The sequence below is a fragment of the Calothrix sp. UHCC 0171 genome (assembly GCF_034931845.1).
In the GTDB taxonomy this organism is placed as follows: domain Bacteria; phylum Cyanobacteriota; class Cyanobacteriia; order Cyanobacteriales; family Nostocaceae; genus Brunnivagina.
Genome location: NZ_JAYGHN010000014.1, coordinates 25,928 through 44,374, shown reverse-complemented (window position 1 = coordinate 44,374; position 18,447 = coordinate 25,928). Strand labels below are relative to the sequence as shown.

General features: G+C 38.8%; 11 protein-coding genes and 1 pseudogene. 5 read left to right on the top strand and 7 right to left on the bottom strand.

The window, feature by feature from the left end:
• The first annotated feature begins 38 nt into the window (after positions 1-38).
• Positions 39-2,093: a magnesium chelatase ATPase subunit D gene (gene bchD / locus VB733_RS12900; RefSeq protein WP_323340465.1), complete on the top strand. Its 2,055-nt coding sequence runs from the start codon at positions 39-41 to the stop codon at positions 2,091-2,093.
• Positions 2,094-2,690: 597 nt separating this feature from the next.
• Positions 2,691-4,232 (top strand): iron uptake porin, encoded by a 1,542-nt coding sequence (locus VB733_RS12895; RefSeq protein ID WP_323340464.1) that lies wholly within the window; start codon positions 2,691-2,693, stop codon positions 4,230-4,232.
• Positions 4,233-4,408: 176 nt separating this feature from the next.
• On the opposite strand, the gene VB733_RS12890 is transcribed toward VB733_RS12895, so the two are convergent.
• Positions 4,409-4,618 (bottom strand): molybdopterin-binding protein, encoded by a 210-nt coding sequence (locus VB733_RS12890; RefSeq protein WP_323340463.1) that lies wholly within the window; start codon positions 4,616-4,618, stop codon positions 4,409-4,411.
• A 362-nt stretch (positions 4,619-4,980) separates the two neighbouring features.
• Here VB733_RS12890 and VB733_RS12885 point away from each other — a divergent pair, with 362 nt between their 5' ends.
• Positions 4,981-5,394: an Hsp20/alpha crystallin family protein gene (locus VB733_RS12885; protein WP_323340462.1), complete on the top strand. Its 414-nt coding sequence runs from the start codon at positions 4,981-4,983 to the stop codon at positions 5,392-5,394.
• Between the two features lie 107 nt (positions 5,395-5,501).
• Here the strand turns inward: VB733_RS12885 and VB733_RS12880 are convergent, their stop codons facing one another.
• Together VB733_RS12880 and VB733_RS12875 are read right to left on the bottom strand one after the other, a co-directional pair.
• Positions 5,502-5,672 (bottom strand): hypothetical protein, encoded by a 171-nt coding sequence (locus tag VB733_RS12880; RefSeq protein WP_323340461.1) that lies wholly within the window; start codon positions 5,670-5,672, stop codon positions 5,502-5,504.
• A 175-nt stretch (positions 5,673-5,847) separates the two neighbouring features.
• Complete coding sequence (locus tag VB733_RS12875; RefSeq protein WP_323340460.1) at positions 5,848-8,682, bottom strand: TIGR02921 family PEP-CTERM protein; 2,835 nt, start codon at positions 8,680-8,682, stop codon at positions 5,848-5,850.
• A 223-nt stretch (positions 8,683-8,905) separates the two neighbouring features.
• Between VB733_RS12875 and VB733_RS12870 the strand changes: the two genes are divergently transcribed.
• Positions 8,906-9,082 carry a hypothetical protein gene (locus tag VB733_RS12870; protein ID WP_323340459.1) on the top strand — a complete coding sequence of 59 codons (177 nt, stop codon included), beginning with the start codon at positions 8,906-8,908 and terminating at the stop codon, positions 9,080-9,082.
• Positions 9,083-9,140: 58 nt separating this feature from the next.
• Here VB733_RS12870 and xisF read toward each other — a convergent pair whose 3' ends face one another.
• Both xisF and VB733_RS12860 read right to left on the bottom strand, forming a co-directional pair.
• Positions 9,141-10,679 carry a fdxN element excision recombinase XisF gene (gene xisF / locus VB733_RS12865; protein WP_323340458.1) on the bottom strand — a complete coding sequence of 513 codons (1,539 nt, stop codon included), beginning with the start codon at positions 10,677-10,679 and terminating at the stop codon, positions 9,141-9,143.
• A gap of 127 nt (positions 10,680-10,806) precedes the next feature.
• The gene (locus VB733_RS12860; RefSeq protein ID WP_323340457.1) at positions 10,807-12,216 is read right to left on the bottom strand and encodes a sugar porter family MFS transporter; all 1,410 of its coding nucleotides are present in this window, start codon (positions 12,214-12,216) and stop codon (positions 10,807-10,809) included.
• Positions 12,217-13,025: 809 nt separating this feature from the next.
• On the opposite strand from VB733_RS12860, the gene VB733_RS12855 reads away from it, so the two are divergent.
• Positions 13,026-16,043 carry a TIM-barrel domain-containing protein gene (locus VB733_RS12855; protein WP_323340456.1) on the top strand — a complete coding sequence of 1,006 codons (3,018 nt, stop codon included), beginning with the start codon at positions 13,026-13,028 and terminating at the stop codon, positions 16,041-16,043.
• 292 nt (positions 16,044-16,335) lie between these two features.
• Here VB733_RS12855 and VB733_RS12850 read toward each other — a convergent pair.
• Positions 16,336-17,037: pseudogene (locus VB733_RS12850) on the bottom strand (acylphosphatase); the annotation flags it as partial.
• A gap of 152 nt (positions 17,038-17,189) precedes the next feature.
• Positions 17,190-18,407 (bottom strand): hypothetical protein, encoded by a 1,218-nt coding sequence (locus tag VB733_RS12845; protein ID WP_323340455.1) that lies wholly within the window; start codon positions 18,405-18,407, stop codon positions 17,190-17,192.
• Positions 18,408-18,447 lie beyond the last annotated feature (40 nt).

The window sequence follows — 18,447 nt, the reverse complement described above, 5'->3', positions numbered from 1 at the left end:
AACCGTTTAATTTTGTTTGATTAAAATTTCCCTACAAAATGCCCGCATCCCCTACTAACCCTACAATTACAGCCTTCCCCCTGACAGCCGTTGTCGGTCAGGAAGCGATTAAATTAGCTTTATTATTAGCAGCAGTTGACCCCGGTTTAGGTGGAGTTGCGATCGCAGGTCGTCGGGGTACGGCAAAATCTGTCATGGCTCGTGCTATCCATGCTCTGTTGCCACCTATCGAAGTTGTTAAAGGTGGTGTTAGTAATTGTGATCCCAACCACCCGGAAGATTGGGATGATATTCTCCTGGCGGACTCCACCCTCAGTCTTTCCCCTAGCGAGGAGGAGGGAAAGACAGAAATTATTCCTGCGCCGTTTATCCAAATTCCCCTTGGTGTCACTGAAGACAGACTTTTAGGTTCCGTTGATGTGGAAGAATCGGTCAAACAAGGCGATACTATCTTTCAACCCGGATTACTAGCTGCTGCTAATCGAGGTGTGTTGTATGTCGATGAAATCAACCTTCTCGACGACCAAATTAGTAACCAGCTATTAACTGTACTCTCGGAAGGACGCAACCAAATTGAGCGGGAGGGAATTAGCTTCCAACATCCCTGTAAAGCCCTATTTATTGCCACATACAACCCCGAAGAAGGGGGATTAAGGGAACATTTATTAGATCGGATTGCGATCGCCCTCTCGGCTGATGGCACACTGGGATTAGACCAGCGCGTTGAAGCCGTAGAACAAGCAATATCATACTCGCGATCGCCCCAAGAATTTCTCCAACAATATAGCGAAGATATTGACTCCCTCAAAACCCAAATTATCCTCGCACGGGAATGGCTCAAGGAAGTTACTATTACCCCCGAACAAATAGCTTATCTTGTCAATGAAGCTATCCGTGGACAGGTTCAGGGACACCGTGCCGAATTATTTGCCGTCCGAGTCGCAAAAGCCGCCGCCGCTTTGGAGGGACGCAATCAAGTTACGGCTGAAGACTTGAAGCGGGCAGTGGAATTAGTAATTGTACCGAGAGCAACTGTAATTCAAACACCACCAGAAGAAACACCGCCTCCACCTCCGCCACCGCCACCACCACAAAATCAAGAAGAACCAGAAGATAATAGTGAACAGGAGCAGGAAGAAGAGGAAGAGCAGGAAAACGAAGACCAGGAACAGCCGGAACAAGAACCACCTGGTATTCCCGAAGAATTTATTTTTGACCCCGAAGGTGTAATTCTCGACCCCAGCGTCTTGTATTTTGCCCAAATGGCACAGCGTCAAGGAAAATCGGGAAGTCGCAGTTTGATTTTATCGGAAGATCGGGGACGCTACATCAAGCCGATGATACCCAAGGGTAAGGTGAAACGTATTGCCGTGGATGCCACCTTACGGGCTGCTGCACCATATCAAAAATCACGCCGAGCCAGACAACCAAATAAGAAAGTGATTGTCGAACAGGGTGATATGCGTTCCAAGCGCTTAGTTCGCAAAGCCGGAGCATTAGTGATTTTCGTCGTTGATGCCTCCGGTTCCATGGCACTCAACCGAATGCAATCGGCAAAAGGTGCAGTCATGCAATTACTGACGGAAGCATATCAAAGTCGCGACCAAGTCGCATTAATTCCCTTCCGTGGCGAACAGGCTGAGGTGTTGTTACCTCCGACTCGTTCCATCGCCTTAGCCAAAAATCGCTTAGAAAGATTACCTTGCGGTGGTGGTTCCCCCCTGGCACATGGTTTAACCCAAGCCGTGCGGGTTGGTGTCAATGCCCAAATGAGTGGCGATGTCGGGCAGGTGGTAATTGTGGCAATTACTGATGGTCGTGGTAATATTCCCCTCTCACGTTCCCTAGGTGAACCCCAAGACCCTGAGCAAAAACCAGATATCAAAGCCGAATTATTGGAGATTGCCGGGAGAATTAGGGCAATGGGAATGCAGCTTTTGGTGATTGATACCGAAAGTAAGTTTGTTTCCACGGGTTTTGCAAAAGAACTCGCGAAAACATCAGCAGGTAAATATTATCACCTACCCAAAGCCACCGACCAAGCGATCGCCGCCATGACTAGAGGTGCGATCGCAGATATGAAAGGAAGATAGAATGGGAGATGCTACAGGCATGTTAGCGAAGTTGCTGTTCAATGCGATCGCTAAAATTATGACTAAGTGTGCAATGTTACCACAATAGACATCTCCAGAAATTAATTATTCTTTGTCTGAAACCCTTGTAGAGAGGTAGCACTGCTACCTCTCTACATCCATTTTCGGAGATGTCTAATAATATTTCTCCGCGTCAATTTTATCGCAACTTTTTAGGCTAACCTGATATCACCTCAAGTTCCCCAGCTTATATGAAAAATTTCTCATGTTTTCCTCATGTTTTTTCATAAAACTTTTGGTTAGATTTAAGTAGAACGGTGCAAAGAACCGTAGATGCAGTAGTATGTAACAGAAAGTAAAGTTGTTCAAAACTCTCTTTCCTTCTACCCTCTACCTCCTGCCTTACCATAACGATAATTTTTTATAAACGATAAATTCCGCGCTGCAATTACAGCTTGTATGACCCTAACATTAGTACGACATATTCATATCAGCATTCAATTTCCAGAACGCCATTCTTTTACCTAAGTATTATTAAATTTATGTGAATATCGCTTGCAATCATAATTTCTAATTTCTCACTTTCAGGAGATAAGAATGCCTACAGTTTGTTGGCGAAAAATTCGCTTGATGATTTTCATTAGTTCATTAATACTAAGCAGCATCCATAAAGCCGATGCAACAACTAATCCAGTAGTAATAGATGATCACAAATTAAATCAAATTCCGTCTGTTTCTCAATTGTCAGATGTGGATGCTGATAGTTGGGCATTGCAAACACTACAAGCATTGAATGAGAAATATAACTGTGTGAGTGAGGATATTGAACTCGGTAATCAAACGCTAAATCGATATGATTTTGCCGCCAAACTCAATGCTTGCCTTATACACATTAATAAGATAATTGATAATAGTAATAACCAGATTGAGCCAGAAATATTAACTGCGCTTCAGAAATTACAAACAGAATTTTCGTCAGAATTATTCAATTTTAAAAAACGTGCTGATTTATTAGAAATGAAGGTTGCTACATTAGAAACACAACAGTTTTCACCGCACGTGCAATTGAAGGGAAAAGTTATTTTTGCGATGACAGGATTGGCTGGAGGAAATAAAATTGGCACTCGGAATAAGTTAAGAAAGGAAAATTTAGTATTAAGTAATCGCGTCCGCCTCAGCTTCGAGAGCAGCTTCACAGGAAAAGATAAATTGCAAGTGCGTTTGCAAGGAAATAACACACCAGAATTGGAAGACGTTACCGGAACTCGAATGGCAAATTTGGGATTTGATGGTGACGATGATAATGAGGTGGAAATAGATGAGGTAGGGTATAGAATTCGTCTAGGTAAGCAAACCCGTATCACTTTCCAAGGAGTCGGAGGCGGGTTAGGCGACATGGTTCCTAGTGTCAATCCTCTGTTTAGCGGTAGTGAAGACGGTTCAATTTCTACATTTGGCAAAGAAAATCCGATTCGACGACAAGGTGGTGGAGTGGGTATTGGTATTTCTCATAATTTTAATGAGGGTGTGAATTTGTCATTGGGATATGTCGCCAGCAATGCCAGTAATCCTAAAAAAGGGCTTTTTGCTAGTCCTAATGGTGCGATCGCTCAACTTACCCTCGAACCGACTAAAACAACAGCACTCAGCTTTACATACATATACTCTCAGAATAATTTTAATACGGGAACCGGCAGCGAATTAAGCAGTAATCCGTTTAATGATCAAGCAGATGCGATCGCTGCTAATTCCTTTGGTGCAGAAGCGGCTTGGCAACTTAACCCAAGTATCACCCTTGGAGGGCGAGTTGGTATTATTAATGCCAAAGCTGCAGATTTACCAGCAACCCCAAATGCTGTAATCTCTACATGGGCAATAATGCTAGCTCTCCGAAATATTGGCAAAGAAGGTAGTTTTGCCGGATTTGTGGTAGGTCAACCGCCTAAAGTGACTCATAATAGTTTTGGTGATGCCTTTGAAGATAAGGATACGTCTTTACATCTAGAAGCTTTTTACCACCTTCAAATCACGGATAATCTGGCAATAACTCCGGGGGTATTTGTGATTACGAATCCAGAACATAATAATAGTAATGACAAAATTTATATTGGCACGGTTCGTACAACATTTACCTTTTAAATAAAACGGCGTACATAATTGGGGTGCAGAAAGACAAAGAATAGTGTTCAGCAAGCCCTATTTAAAAAAAGTACCTCAGCAGATTCATTGGTATAAGCAAATATACTGAGGCTTTGTATAGCAGTTTAGTTTGTGTAAAACAGTATTTTCACGGAAAAGTGTTGATAAAAAACAGATTAATCAACTCCAACCATGACATCACTTGATTTAATCACTGCGTAGGCTTGTTTTCCTAACGATAATCCCAATGATTGCGCGGAATCTTTGGTAATAATTGCCGTTATTTCAACTCCTGGTGTGAGTTCGAGTACAACTTCTGTATTCACAACTCCAGGTATAATTTTTTTGACAGTTGCTTTAATAGTGTTACGGGCACTAATCTTCATTCTTATCACCCTATTTCAGTACGAGAGTAAATTTTACTACGACATAATAACAGCTAAATCTAAATATTCCGACTCTGCTTCACACTTAATTAAGTATTTGTAGGTAGTTTAGAAGGCACACTCTACAAATATGATTTGCTTAAGATTTTGATTGGGCACTTTCAAAAATATTGATTAGGGGAAACCGTACTAATAATATTACTGTTTACCGCACCTTTAATTAACCGTATTTTCTTAGTCGGCATTCATCACTAATTAAGTGATAAAAACCGAATTTATACTCCTTGTAATCATCATTAATATAGGAATTAAGCAACAGATTAAATCATCAATTAACTAAACAAAAACTAGGAGTTAAATATATGGCAGTTGTACGTTACAATCCTTGGGCTGAATTTAACACCATTCAACGTCAAATCGACCACCTATTTGAAGATTTGCAAACACCCACATTTAAAACTCCCGCAGCCGAATTAACTGAAACCGAAGACGCACTGCACCTCAAACTCGAACTACCGGGAATGGAAGCAAAAGATGTAGATATTGAAGTTACTGCTAATGCAGTGAAAGTAGTAGCAGAACGTAAAACCCAACATAAAGAAGGTACTCGTTCTGAGTTTTACTACGGTAAATTCCAGCGTGTAATTCCCCTCAACTCTAAAGTAGAAAATACCAAAGTTACTGCTGAATATAAAAACGGTATTTTGAATCTAACACTACCAAAAGCAGAAGCAGAAAAGAACAAGGTAGTTAAAGTAAACTTGGAGCAAAATTAAGGTTTACAAGGCTGGTAATTGATTGTTTTTAGTGTGGCATAGTGATGTGTGAGCCTAGTTGTAAATTCAACTACGGCTCTTTTGTTTTTTGTTGTAGTCAATGCCAACTACGGCTCTATTCCCTCATCAATCCAAACATCAATTGCTGTTTTTACCTCTAATTCAGTTGTAGCAGACCATTCTTTTTCATTAATAGTTGTTTTAAATACGGCTCTTTTTCCGTGACCAACTCTTTCTATTGGGTGTCCGCGATATACATTATTTTTAGGTTTAAGCATTTATTGTTTGTCTCAATTTTTATCTAAATATTATTGACTATTCTAACCAAAATATAACGAACCTGATAGGCTATTCTATATTTAATCATTTAATTTGTAGTTAGAGTTGCGGGCTTGCTAGCCCGCACTACAGCAACTCTACACCTTTATGAAAATCAATCTGCAATTAAAATCTTTAATTTACATGGGTTCGTCGCCTTTTTGTGAAGATAAAAAATATCATTCCGGTAATTACCAGCGCAATACCACCTGAAGGTTCGGGAATTGTCGTTGTTTTTAAAGGATTGGAGGGTTTTGTGAGATTTTCCTTACCTGATTCTACTGTGCGATCGAAACGGTCTTTATCAGCTTCAGCTTCTTTTAATTGTCTACGTTGTTCATCATTGACTAAGACAATCATTGATGAATAGGGAGTAACCACTTTAAACCTTTTTGCTAATGCGTGAATTGCATCAAGTTCGGCTAATTGGTCTAAATTTTTCTCCCGACTTAAACCTAAAATTAATTGTCGGGCTGCTAGGGGAGCGAAGGAGTGAGAATCTGTGGGAGAGGGGATAGTTAGGTTTTGATTTAGGTTCTGAGTTCGCTTTTCCATCAGCCAAGCGTAACCATCAACAACACTGACGGCAGACTTACCCAATGCTGATTTCGTTGCTTGTCTTTTGAAAACTTCAGAAATATCTGTAGATACTCCACCACCACTATTTTCAATTGTTTTAATGATGGTATCATCATAAGCTTTGGGAAGTGAGCCTAAATGCACTAACCACAAAGGTGAATTAATTTTGGGGAGATTTTTCTGATTATTTGATAGTTCGTAACTACCTTCATCTGTAACTAACAACACACCATCATAAACCGTTTCTCCCCGCAATTTGTCAAACTGCTGCAACATTTCTTTAAGTTGTGCAGTGCCGTAAAAAGTCATTTTTTCTGGTTGAAATTGATTAATATCATCAATTCGTTTGGGTTCTGTACCAGGAATCGATGTAATGTACAAATCGGCATCATTGTCAACCAAATTATTGTTAGCAAAACCCTCTTTTTTCAACCAATTAAATGTTTTTTCTAATTCCTGAATATGGGCATTCATACTGCGAGAAGTATCCAGCACAATCGCAAAGCGTTGATTTTTAGGTAATTGATAATCTTGTTGATTGAGAGGCTGGGCAGTAATTTTATATTCATCTGTCGAGAGACTGAAATTTACCTGTTTAATTTGTGCTTGAGGTGTTTGAGATGCAGGTAAATATGCCTCTAACCAACTATCTAATTTTTCAGCAAAAATTCCATTCTTCACTTCCCCATTACGAATACGTTTTGTGGGATTAATCAAACCATTTGTCCAAAAGATATTTCGCTTTTCACCTAATTGTGGTAGTGCCCAACCTTGCTCTTGGCGCATAACTTTGTAAGTTAACCATAGATGCATTTCTGTTGGACTATTGGCTTGAAATCGCGTTTCTACTGGTGTGCGTTTAACTGGTATGGGAAATGCCCGCAAACGATAATGTCTGGAACCTACTTGTTCCAACAATGCTGGATCAATTGGTCTTTCTCGTTGTACTTGTCTGTTGTATACTTTTTGTGCCGCACCACGGGGAGAAAGCACATATTCAAAGCGTTTTGATAAATCTGCGGTATCACCTAACCAAATACCTGTAATGACTGCGCTTTCTGGGAGTGAGAAGGAATAAAATACTTCCTGTACATCTCTGGTTTTGTTTTCGTAAACCTCATACAGTTGCACATCTGCCCAATCTCCATGTTCCTTGACTGTAACTTCTTGTTGTCGCAGCCATACTTTTTTCTGGTTGATATTGAGCAAACCTGCTTTAGCTTCATCTAAATTAGATGTCGATTGTAAAGCATGATTGATCGCATTTTGTTCCTCTTTTTGAATGGGTGTATCAAAGAATTGGGAGTAAAGTTTTTCGGCTTTTTCAATATCAGATTCTGCCCCATTATATAAAAATGGTGACATTAATTGATTGTAGATATGTTGAATTCCTTGACTAACATCACTCGATAAACCAAATATCTTTCCATACATGTGTTCAATATGATTATTATCTTTCACGCTACTGAGATAGCGGTAATTTGATAAATAAGCATTGACTAATCCGGTACGAATGATTTCCGACTTCGCTAATAATGCTTGACGTACATTATCAGTTTGTGGAGGATTTTGGAGGAGAGAAAAAGCTTGAACTTGCGGCTGTTGTTGAAAGGAAACAAAAAGAGTTATAGTTGCGATCGCAACTCCTAAGATTCCCGATATTGCTTTTTTTTGTCCATACTGGGCAGCAAAGTTATTTAATATCTTGATTCCCGATCTAGTATATAGATATGCTAGTAATGATGGCATTGCTACAAATAAGGAACAGGACATTCCCCAAAACAGAAAATACAAAGGTATGCCAAAGAAAATTGTAATTGCTGGGTCATTTATAAACGTCTGCCAAAGGAAAATAGCCCATTCAAATTTAAATATTTCTTTTATTAACCAAGCAGCTACAGGTAAAGCATAAAATAGCAGAATACTACCAGCATAGACACCAAAAAATAACATTAAACTATGTGCTAGCATTTGCAGCCATGCTAGGCTACGTTTTCTATTTGCATAACCATATAGCATTTCTAGGGCAAAAGCAGCAATACAAATCCCCACACTCAGCAAAATTTGAATGCTAGCAGGGGTAAGTTCTCGAAATATAAATAGTCGTAATCCACAAAGTAAAACTAAAGGTGCTTCCACACCATAAAATAATCGCAACAGTTCTACTGGTTGGTTAATAAATTTTCTTGTTCCCAGAATAGTACAAACTACAGGTACTGCGATTAATGTTGTCAGGGAAATTAAAAAATCGACGGGAAGCAATCCCTCAAAAGTTGCCAGGATGAGGAATATCCCGATAAATGGCAAAATTCCCAAATACACGACTGACAAGAAAATAAGATTCCAACCCCAAAAAATAGCGGCATATATACCGTTTAAAAATTTTTTCATATACGGGTTTTTGCAAATGTATTTGTGATTGTAATTATTGGAGGAATGATTATACTCATTGTTCCCAAATTCATCATTGAATTAACAAATACACCAGATACTTAGCTCATTCCTGAAAAAAACTCTTCACATTTTCTTTAATTTTCTAGTATGTACACCGTTTGCCACTAACAGAAAAATTTTCCTTTTCCATTAACCTAAAATCAGCGCTTCAAAAAAAACCATGCAGAAACGAGAAACCCTCGCCCAACTTATTCGCCGCACGGTGTTGGAATTTGAACAATGGCAAGCTGAACAACAAATCCAAGCATCAATCGAGTCATCACAGCCACAGACAAAACCCAAACGCCGTCGGCACAAAGCTAATTATACTAATTCTCCAAAAGAAAATAATAGATGATGATGCGGAGACGGAAGACAGGGAGATTTTTGTATTGCCAGATTTGCGAGAAACAGTATTAAGAATAGCGAAACTTAACATCGAGAATCTGTCCTTTGGCAACCTGGACATATTTTAAACAACCCTGTAATAATTCTCGCTTATCTTCAATATCCAGCCTTTCCCAGTATAGGGGGTTAGCAAAAGCTGCAACAATTCGATTTTTGTGAACTAAATAACTTAGCTGCTTATTTTTTGTATCGGAAATAATATTAGCTATCTGTTGATTAATTAAATCGATCGCTTGGTGAATTGCTGGGTTATTACCGGGAATTAAACTTAATTGTCTGAGTTGTTGTTTGAGGGCAACTACTTCTTCTGGTTCATTAATAATATTACTCTCAAATGATAAATCTGCGATCACAGCTACTGAATCGGCTTTTTGACATAGTAAAGGGATTAATTGTTGCTCAATTTGCACATCATTAATCATCTTTTTGTTGTCACAGAGACGATTTTTATTATAGTTATTACACTGATAGTAACTAATTTTTCTATCTGCTTTTTTACGGTATTGAGAAGTTTGAATAAACATCGAACTCCCACAACAACCACAATAGATTAAACCAGTAAAAATATTATTTATTTGGTTTGGTTGACTACACCAAGCATTATTTCTATTTTTATGGGTAATTGTGAAAATTTCTTCCCTTTCATCCATTGTGATTAATGTTTGTTCGGGATGGGTATGCCAAACTATATTTTCTTCTTGATAAACCGAACTCCATTTGTTACGCTTTCTTTGATCATAGGCAGTACCACCAGCTAAAACGGGATTTTTGAACCATAGTTGCAATCCTTTTGCAGTCCATCCCAAACCAGTATTTTTGCTTTTTGGCTTCGTCAACGCTTTACTAATATCATCACCAATATCAATTAAATTACTACTTTCTTTGTCCTTAAAAGCAGTAATATTACGAGTTACACCAAAGTAAGCATTTAACTGCACCGCAGTCTGTCGAAATGACTTAGCCCGGAAATAGGTGTCAACAACCAACCTCGCCACCTGCGAACATGTGTATTCTTTTCTATCTTCCAGGGTGCAAACAATGGGAGTATGGTCTAACTCATAGCGATCGCCTTCCCTAACAAACCCAAAAGGTACAATATAATGGGGCTTTTTATTTCTGCGTCGCACTTCCAAATCCTTAGTCACCCGCAGCGATAACATTTCTGTTTCAAACTCAGCCGCAATCACCCGGATGTTGGTTGCTAACTTTCCTCCCACTGTCTCCAAATCAAAACTATCGTCCAAAGCCTCCATTTTTACATGATGCTGCTGCAAAACATTCACGAGTTGACTAAATAAAACAATTGAACTAGTCAAGCGATCAATTCGCGTAAATATCAATTTTTGAATTGTACCTACTGGGCAAGACTTGACATAATCAATTAACCGTAATAAGCCATCCCGCCGATTATTTGTGCGCTGGGCAATGTCATAAAATATTTTTGTCGCCCCAGCATCTCGTAATCTACGAATTTGTTTTGTCAACGCATTCCCATCTAATTCCTGCTTTTCCGATGATTCCCTGGCATATCCGATAACTTCGCCCATATCCTATACCAAAATTGGAATTCTGAAATTATATCTGATACTAAAATCAATGCGGAAAATGGAAAATAGGCTAATACGGAGAAGTTGACATCATCAGTGTAAATTTTAGCTTTGGACAGGATATTAATTACATTTCTTCTAATTCCTTACCCTTAGTTTCCTTAATTAAGAGAATGACAAAGAAAATAGAAATCGCTGAAGCAATAGTATACAAACCGTAAGCTGAACCTAAGCCAAAGTTTTTCAATAAAGGGGGGAAGGTAGTAGAAATCAGAAAATTGGCAAGCCACTGTACCGCAGCCGCTAAAGATAAAGCAGCTGCCCGAATTTTATTATTAAATATTTCTCCCAACATTACCCAAACAATTGGTCCCCAGGAGAAACCAAAGAAGACAACGTATAAATTAGCGGCAATTAAAGCAATGATTCCCGATGCACCAGGCAGAGTGGGATTTCCCGTAACAGCATCGACAGCAGCATTACCAAAAATCACAGTCAAAGTACCCAAAGTCACCGTCATGCCAATAGAACCCAGAGCCAGCAACGGTTTGCGACCAAATTTATCTACATATGCGATCGCAATCAAGGTGGTTAAAATATTTACAACCCCAGTAATCACGGTAATTAATAAAGAATTTTGTTCGGAGAATCCCACTGCCTGCCACAAGACGCTGCTGTAGTAGAAAATAACGTTAATCCCCACAAATTGTTGCAGAATCGATAAGCCAATCCCCACCCAAACAATCGGCAATAATCCGCCACTACGACTGAGCAAGTCAGAAAATTTGGGTTTGCGTTCCGTCAACACAGTTTGGCGAATTTCATCGATTTTAGCTTCAACATCACCACCAATCACCTTTTTGAGAACTATCCCTGCTTCTTCGTAGCGCTTCTGAGCAATTAAATACCGTGGCGACTCTGGAATCATCAACGCCGCTACCCCATACAGTACCGCTGGAGGAACTTCTGTCCAAAACATCCATCTCCATGCCGTCACCCCAAACAAAAATGGTGCTTCTGCTGAACCGGCTCCCGATGCAATAAAGTAATTACAAAGTAATGCTAAAAATATCCCCACAACTATTGCTAATTGTTGCAAGGAACCGAGTCTTCCCCGTAAATGGGCTGGTGCAACCTCTGCAATATAGGCTGGAGCAATCACACTTGCCATCCCCACAGCAACTCCACCTAAAGAACGCCAAAACATAAAATCCCAAATGCCAAAGGGCATTCCTGAACCAATGGCGCTCATAGTAAACATAATTGCCGCCACAACCATGGTTTTAATTCGACCTTGCCTATCGGCAATTGGTCCCGCAATCCAAGCTCCCAAGGCTGAAGCTAACAATGCTGAGGAGACAGCAAAACCTGTCATGAGGCTATCAATATTAAATGTTTTGCTCAAGGCTCCTACTGCACCATTAATGACAGCAGTATCAAAACCAAATAAAAAACCACCTAATGCTGCGGCTACTGCAATTAAAATTACATAGGTTGTATTTTGTTCTTTAGTTGCGATCGGACTTTTAAATACCATTTGCTATGTCCTACTTTCCCTGATTATCGTAATTTGTTGGATTGATTTGGTTGAATTTTGCTAGATTGATATGCAAATTATTTGTAAATTATCTAGCGTCAATTTCCAACTAGCAAAACCCATTTTCTGTGAGAAGCTGGGTGATGTTAATTATGTTCATTTAAGTTCATTTAAGTTCATTAAATTTTATCAACCTGATAAAATTTAGATGCCAATACCGAATGAAGTTCTCTACTAATATGCAGATAAATTTGCAAATGTCAACTGAACTTCACCCCTCAATTATAGATAGTCATGTGTTCAAAGACTATCAATGTTGATTTTCTTTAATTATTTCTGGAATTATTAAGAAAATTTTAAATTTTTTGATTTATGTTCAGAAACTAATGTAATATCCCAACTTACATCGTATTTAATCAGACTAGTGGTGCATCAACATAAATATTATGACTAAATTATGCCTAAATTATCCCCAATCATAGATACGGCTTGCAGCATTAAGTTGACTAAGTTGAAAATGACTCTTCCAGTCAGCTTTTAAAGCGTATCTTACTTATTTAGAAGAGAAAAAGAAGAATTTTGTAACTCTATCAGATTATAAAGAGACTCAAGCACTTCATCGCTGGAATGGTGTGTAAATAGTTGTATTTCCTCAGCGCTTGATACTGATACGCTCTTTTGAGGGAAGTTTAGTTTTAATCGAAAAAAAGCCAAATTATGAGGATGCAAATATTGCATTTATCGATTTTTTTGCCTGGAAATAAGTAAGTATATTGATAACATTTTTTATGAAAGTAATGAGAATTATAATGAAAAATATTTCTTATTTTCTAATTTTACCTCTATCATTTTTGAGTTTGATTAATTCTGTATCCGCAGAAATCAAACGAGTTAAATTTAGTCAGAATAATCAAGATTTAATCATTGAAGTATTGGATGATGACCTAATTCATTTTGAACTATCGGCACAGGAAAAGAGTTCCCCAATTGACTTTCCATTACAGACTTCACCAATGATTGCTCGGAAAAATTATTCCGGTGCATCTACTTATTCCCGGAATCAAAATGTAATTGCAACGAAAGAAATATATATTCAAGTAAATCCAACTAATTTATGTATTTCCCTCACCGATAAAGTCAAAAAAGCTGCACTAACTACAATTTGCCCGCAAGATTTGCAGCAAGATTGGAAAAGTTTAACTCTGACACCAGAAAAAATCGAAAATATCTATGGTTTAGGACAGCAATTCAAGCAATTAGGTTCAGCAGATGGTGACTGGTTGAGTCATGGAGTACGAGCAGAACAACCCCAAGGACAAGAACAAGCACATGGAAATGGTTTTATGCCATTTGGTTCTGCCGGGATGGTGGGAAATGTCCAATTTCCGATTATGTATGCTGTCGGCAAGAATAATCTCAACTATGCTCTATTCCTTGATAACCCTTACAAACAACGCTGGGACTTTAGCAGCACACCCTGGAAAGTGCAAATGTGGGGGGATCAAATTCGCTTTTATGTAATGACAGGTAAAGATTTACCCAATCTCCGCCAAGATTATCTGGAATTAGTGGGTAAACCACCAGTGCCACCAAAAAAAGCCTTTGGTTTGTGGGTTTCCGAATTTGGTTATAAAAATTGGAACCAGGTAAAAACCATACGAGATGGTTTACGTAAAGATAAGTTTCCTGTCGATGGCTTTGTTTTAGACTTGCAGTGGTTTGGAGGAATTATTCCCAATAGTCCAGATAGTCGGATGGGAGCATTAGATTGGGACGAAAAGAGTAACGATGGTAACGACTTTGAATTTCCCAACCCCGGCAAAGAAATTTCCGATTTTTTAGCAGACGGTATCGGTTTAGTTGCGATCGAGGAATCTTATATCAACAAGAATACTAGCACCTATGCAGCGATGAAAGCCGCAAATATGCTGGCATACAGTAAAACTAACAACCAGTGCGATGCAACCAAGCAATCCAACCCAGTGATTCTCAAAAACTGGTTTGGTGAAGGTGGGATGGTAGATTGGTCCGATCGCGCAGCTGGTGAATGGGTGCATAATAATCGCAGATTTCCCAATCTAGTTCAGAAGGGAATTCTGGGGCATTGGACAGATTTGGGAGAGCCGGAAAAATACGATGGCAATGCTTGTTATGAAGGAATAGAAGTTACCGCAGGTAAACGCAAAAACCAGCATGGAGATATCCACAACCTCTACAACCTGTTTTGGAACCAGTCCATATATGAAGGTTATTTTCGCGATCGCCAGAAAATCAACCGCAGACCTTTTATTGTCACACGTTCCGGCGCACCGGGGATTCAAAGGTATGGTGCTGCGATGTGGTCTGGGGATATTGGTTCCAATCTGGAATTGCTGGTGACTCATTTAAATTCGCAAATGCACATGTCTTTCTCTGGAATCGATTATTACGGGTCAGACATTGGTGGTTTTCGACGCGAAGGTGTTCCTTATAACGAAAACCATTCTGGAAATTTACAGTATGAAGCGGAAATGTATACCCAATGGTTTGCGAATGGTGCTTGGTTTGATGTACCGATTCGTCCCCATACAGATAATAGCTTCCAAACAGACAAGCGTTATGAAACATCACCAAATTTGGTAGGTGACAAACAAATAAATTTAGCAAATCTCCGCCAACGTTACGAATTAACTCCTTACTATTACTCTCTTGCTTACCGTGCCTTTTTACAAGCAGAACCTGTAATTGCTCCTCTCGTTTTCTACTTCCAGAATGACCCCCAAGTGAGAAATATTGGACATCAAAAACTAATTGGTAAAGATATTTTGGTGGGAGTTGTTGCCAAACATGGCGAAAGCGATCGCGATATTTATTTACCTCAAGGTAAATGGATAAATTACCATACAAATCAATGGTTAAATAGCTCTGGCGATTGGCTCAAATCTTTTCCAACCTATATCAATGGTATTCTCCGTTTGCCAACTTTTGTCCGTTCTGGGGCAATTATTCCTTTAATGTACGTCGATGCAGACACCAAAAATGTCTTCGGGGATAGGCTAAATAAAACTCAGAGAAATGAGTTAATTTTGAAAGTTTATCCCGATGAAAAGCAGAATCAATTTACACTTTACGAAGATGATGGTGAGACTATTAGCTATAGTAAAAATAAAGAGGCTCGCTATCAAACTAGAATTACCAAAATTAAGAATCAAAAACTAGAAAATATTGCCACAGTAAAAATTGAGAAATCGATAGGTACATACAAAAATGCCATTCAACAACGAAATAATTTCATCCAGCTAATTGTTGAGAATGCCAAAGCGACAACTGTAACCATGAATGGAACAAAATTAACTCAATTCAATAGTCAAGCTGAATTTGAAGCTGCTGCAAGTGGTTGGTATAATGCCGGGGAAAATTTGATTCTGGCAAAATCAGGGGTTCAAAATACCCAGCAAGAGAAAAAATTTGAATTTAATTTAGCTAGCATTCCTGTGACGACATCTATAAATTTTGTCTGCGATAATGCTTGGACAAATGCTGGAGAAAGCATACATGTAGTTGGAAATCAACCCCAATTAGGAAACTGGGATATCAACAAAGCCCAAACTCTATCTGCAAATATTAACTACGCATATATCCACAATCCACCACCAAATCATAACGGACCCGGAACAAAAACACCAAAATGGACGGGCTTAATTTCAGGTTTGTCAACCAATACATCGATTGAGTGGAAATGTGTGAAAAAACTTGCTTCCGGTAAATGGCAATGGCAAACAGGAGATAATAACCGCATCCAAAGTAAAAATATTACTTATTCAGGTTCCAGCCAGGGGAAATTATAGAGAATTTATCAAATGCTCAAATTCAGCGTTTGAGCATTTTATATCATGTTCGCCTAATCACTTAAGTAAGTAGGCGTGAATATTTATCATTGGGATTAGGCAAGAGGCAGGAGGAGGGAAGAGGGTTTTAGCCTTGTTTATCTTTCTTAAGATAGTTGTGTTTTTTCCCACCGACCTACTTACAATTAAAATTTCTTCGCGTCCCCGCGTCTCTAAGTCTCCGTGTCACTCTTAATAATAAGTATTCAACCGGACATAGTATTATTATATGTTTGCCACATATCGGATAAAAAGCATCATACGCCAGATTAATTCCACCGATACTTTTGATAGCAACAATTTCTCCCTTTTGTAATAGAGTACAAACAGCATCTATTTCATCCAGCATCGAAAACATGGGAACTGTAAAAGGCTTGCCATCAGCCCGTTCTAGCCATGCCTTAGGACCACAAACATGACAAGCTGTTGGCTGGGCATGGAAACGGCGGTTTGTGACATCTTTATAATCGCGATCGCATGTTGGGCACATCGCAAATTCTGCCATGCTAGTATTGGTGCGATCGTAGGGTATGGAACGAATAATGCTTAGGCGCGGACCACAGTGAGTACAATTAGTAAAAGGATAGCGAAACCAACGACTGTAGGGGTCAAAAATTTCGGCTTGACATTGTGGACAAGTGGCAGCATCAGCAGCAATTTGAGTATTTATTGCATTATGAATACTGTGAGAAATTACAAAGTCATCGAAATTAAGTTCGCCTATATATTGAGTTCGAGTTATGTTGTTTATTTTTGCTAATGGCGGACATTCTTGTTGTACTTGACGAACAAATTCAGTTATCTTATCCTCAGTTCCCAAGATTTTAATTAATACTCCTTCACCATCATTATAAACCTCACCCTTCAAGCCTAATGCTTTAGCAATCCGATAAACATTCGGTCTAAATCCGACACCTTGAACAATTCCATCAACTCGAATTTCTTCAGCTATCATGTCTAGTGCTAATACAGATTATTTAATAATAAAAATTGTTTGAATAATAATTCTCTACAATAATGTGCTGGAGAAAAGAATGTACTGAAGAAAAGTTAATACTTTTCTCCCAATATATTGCGACACATCAATCTTTTCATCTTGTCATTATTTTAGGAAATTTCTGTAATCTTCCATAGTAAAATTCGATTATTCCCAGAATCCGCAATCACTGCAATATCGCCACATATCTGCATCCCATAACACCAATTAACAGTATTACGTTTAGGTAGTCCAAAGTTACTATTTTCACTCTTACTGTGAAAATTATTTTGTCCTAATAAACCATCTGCATCTTTACCCATTAAAGAGCGGATATCATCAGGCTTTTTCCATCCCAGCAACCGTGAATTTGCAGTATCAGCCACTATTAGCCAATCATCTACAGCATCGACTCCATATGGCATACTTAAACTACTAGGATTAGGAAAATAAACACCTTGATTTAACTCCACACAATCAAAACTTTTTTGACCAACAACTACTGCACAAGGCATATTATTTTCACTAGGGATTCTGTCCCAAATCATGACTCGATTATTTCCGGCATCTGTAACAACAAGATTTTCTCTCCAAATAGTAATATCATGACACCAGCGCATACTTGATGCTGATGCAGTCGCACCACCATTTTCATTACGAGAAAGCATATCTGGCTGCCCTAAAACTAAGTCCGCAGGTTGACCATTTTCTGTAGGTAATTGATGCCAAATTAAGACGCGACGATTTCCAGTATCAGCAACAAATAGTTTTCCTTGATGATAGAAAACTCCGTAACACCAGTTCAAAGTATTCGCCGCAGCTATATATTTACCTCGATTCGGTTTATTTTCCGTAAAATCTACTTGCCCTAATACCAAATCGGCAGGAACATGACTATCTTGCGGTACTTTTTTCCAGATTAAAACGCGATGGTTCCAAGCATCTGCGACTGCTAAACCTTCACCACATGCACAAATACCTGTTGGGACATTAAATGTTGCTCTTCCTGGTACAGTTTTCGCATTTTGTCCTTCATGAAAAAAATCAGGCTGTCCAATTACCCAATCTGCGGGTTGACTATCGTGAGTAGGTAAATTTTTCCACCCTAATAACCGATGATGTCCTGTATCTGACACCCATAAAGAACCTTTTTCTGATACTAAACAAGCTCCTCTTGGGGCAAACATTTCCATCGCATTTGGAGCCAAAGGTACTGCTAATTGTTCCGATGTAATTGGTTTACCTAAAATTACTTCTGCACCTGATTTTGAAAGTGGGAACTGTAACAAACTGAGGTCTGCTTCTGGACTTATTTTTGATGTGGAAGTAATCTTCGTTTTGAAATACATCAGTTTATGAATGTTTATGAATATTTAACTTACTTTTAAT